The sequence below is a fragment of the Caldicoprobacter faecalis genome, from assembly GCF_900115765.1.
Lineage (GTDB): Bacteria > Bacillota > Clostridia > Caldicoprobacterales > Caldicoprobacteraceae > Caldicoprobacter > Caldicoprobacter oshimai.
The window spans coordinates 1-2,715 of sequence record NZ_FOXR01000073.1 but is presented as its reverse complement, the minus strand read 5'-3'; the positions used below and the strand labels follow the sequence as shown (position 1 = coordinate 2,715).

4 protein-coding genes are annotated in these 2,715 nt (G+C 29.9%); 2 read left to right on the top strand and 2 right to left on the bottom strand.

Translation table 11 applies throughout. The features are described 5' to 3' along the window. Positions 1–152: helix-turn-helix domain-containing protein (locus BM241_RS12035; protein WP_092282901.1), on the bottom strand; the 152-nt coding region annotated here is incomplete at its 3' end. A gap of 1,401 nt (positions 153–1,553) precedes the next feature. Between BM241_RS12035 and BM241_RS12030 the strand changes: the two genes are divergently transcribed. Both BM241_RS12030 and BM241_RS12310 read left to right on the top strand, forming a co-directional pair. Then, complete coding sequence (locus BM241_RS12030) at positions 1,554–1,805, top strand: hypothetical protein (RefSeq protein WP_092282900.1); 252 nt, start codon at positions 1,554–1,556, stop codon at positions 1,803–1,805. Positions 1,806–2,035: 230 nt separating this feature from the next. Continuing rightward, on the top strand, positions 2,036–2,308 hold the full coding sequence (locus BM241_RS12310; RefSeq protein WP_025746805.1) for a hypothetical protein: 273 nt from the start codon (positions 2,036–2,038) through the stop codon (positions 2,306–2,308). Here BM241_RS12310 and BM241_RS12025 read toward each other — a convergent pair. After that, complete coding sequence (locus BM241_RS12025; protein WP_084054604.1) at positions 2,278–2,589, bottom strand: transposase; 312 nt, start codon at positions 2,587–2,589, stop codon at positions 2,278–2,280. The genes BM241_RS12310 and BM241_RS12025 overlap by 31 nt on opposite strands. Positions 2,590–2,715: the final 126 nt, after the last annotated feature.

Genomic DNA, 2,715 nt, shown 5'->3' with positions numbered 1-2,715 from the left:
TCCCTACTGATAGTACTAGGAGCCCTAGCCAACTGTTTTGCTATGTAACGGATGCTTTTGCCTTCTTTAAGCAGAGCAGCAATTTTTCCTCTTTCATAAGCATTTAGGTGTTTAAAAGAGCAACGTTTTGTGGTACAATTGTAATTAGCCATAGTGAACCTCCTGTATGATTAGTTTGTTTTGGATATCTATATCATACAGGAGGATTTTTTACTATGGCCTTATTATTTTTTTGGTGTTGCATTTAATTTTACAACGAACCGAACTTATATTTTGTAGGTAGATTTTGTTGACATATATGCAAATGTATATTATGATTTAATTAAAAAGGAAATTATTGTAGATTTGTTTTTATGAGGTAAAGCGACCAAGTATTTACATAAGCAAATTGCATATTAAAATTAAAAGTTTTTCTCAAACTTCAGAAGATAAAGAAGGAAAGCTTAAAGAGATTATTAACTACTTAAAGAACTAATTAAAAAAAGATAAATTGTTAGGAGGGTAACAATGGAAATCATTTCATTTGATTAAATATGGAATCGAATTGTTTCTAATGAAGGACAAATTTTTAAAACGAAGACAGGGATAGAGTTTACATATAGGGTGGTAAATAATGGGATCTTAACGAGTAGAACTAATCATATATTATCTAAAAGTGATATTAAAAAGGCTTATGATAAAATGCCTATTAAAGGTCCTGGTGAAATTAATAATTTAGTAAGAGGACCTGCTTATATATGGGCAATACTTAATGATAATAGAATATTAAAAAAATAAAAACTTAAAAAAGATTGTGCTTCTTCTGGTTATTTTTTGTATTTAAGTAGCATATTATGCAATAATCAAAAAATTCTAATACACAAAAAGGGGAAAGAACAAAGGATGAGAAAAAATTATTGTTCATGGGTAGTTTGTTTTTAACTATATTATTACTAATATTTGGATGTTCTCCTAAAGAAAAATGAAAACCAATATGTGGGTGATTATTGAACCTATGAAGTAATAGAGAATCGAGTAAAAGAAGTCCTATTAAAGTTCATATACAATGGGAAATAAAATATACAAATACGTTGAATGAAGGGATACAACCAATAAAGGCAATTGTAGCCGATGTGGTAATCGAACAAGAAACAGAGATAGAACTAAATGAATTTCCATGTAGCGTCTTTTTTCTCTCTATCGTGGTGTAATTTATTTAAGTTTTAGACAAGGCAAGGAGTTGGAGATTAATGGCTGTATTTTGGGTAGCATTGGCTGCTATTATAGCAATGGTTGCAGGTGCTATTGCTAGTATCATGATGATGGTCAAAGCAGCCAAATAGTATTATAATAAGGCTAGATGATTCGGATTTTTTATGATGAAAGATGTCTTTCAAGAAGTAATTAAGGGAGAATAATTATCTTACAATTCAGACAATGAATATCCGTTAATATTATATTTAAGAGCTATTGTCTATTGAATAAACCAATTTTTATAAATGGCTTTTTCTATGCTGACACCCATATATTTTGTTTCTCTAGCTATAATTACAAAATAGTAAGGAGGATCTAAAATGCCAACAAAGAAAGTATTCATACTATTTCAATTTGCTATTGGCCTTGTATTAATATTTAATGCACCCAAGCTTTCCTACTTCATAACATCAGATTTTTTCATATCAGATGGAGGTGGCTCATATCTAATGGAGCACTTTGTTTGGATGTTAAAAGCTTTTCATATTTCAATAGTTGTATTAGGCGTTATAATATGTATGCCTGCCATAATAGCTTGGAATAGTTTATTTGATAAAATAAAAAAACAGTAACTAATTTAATATTACTGATATTAACAAAAATTTATAATAAAATCCTGTTTTTACCAAATATAGATTTGCTAATTATTATCTCAAAGATGACATCCTTGACAGAAAACCTAAAAGTACATTTTATCAAGTTTAGAAAGGGGTGATAGTAATGATCTTGTCTAACATATATCGTTATTTATCATGCGATTAAGTTGTCTTTAAACGAGAGTATATGAAATTTTAGAGGGGTAATGCAAGTAAAAACAAAAAGAGTGTTGGTTTTAACCGTTTTAATCCTTGTTCTGTTTAGTACTACAGCATTTGCTTCCCAGAATGATGTTCTTATTTCATCAACAACTGAATCTAATATTTTAAATAAAGGAGATATAAATAGTCCTGTAACTAAATCCATTCATATAATGGATCTCAAGTATAAAAACAAGAAACTAGAAATACCAGATAGAGAGGAATTAAAGAAAATATTATTAGATGATTATCCCACAAAAAGTATCGGTTCTAAATAAAATTTCTTAAACCTATTGTCGAAAAACAACCAAACCGATGAACACAAATATAAAAATGAATGTAAAAAAGAAGGAGTTAATCTGTTCTTCGGATCCTTCTTTATCCATTTCAGTAAACTCTTGAAATTCATGGCTGCTATCTTAAACCCAAACCACAATTTTGAACGCAATAATCCCCTTACCGGCATAAAGTCCACTTTGTATTTCCTCCTCAGTACTGATGGTATACCCTCTATCCCGGCTCTTTGACTCGCTATTCTTCTGTACTCTTCTGTCCCCATCTTCACTCGCAACAAGCTCAACCGATATGCTTGGGTGTTAAAATAAAATTGTGTCTGGTGTATAATAAAATCACAAAGGAGGCTGGTAATTATGGATAAAAATACCTATTATGAAACAGTCAAAAA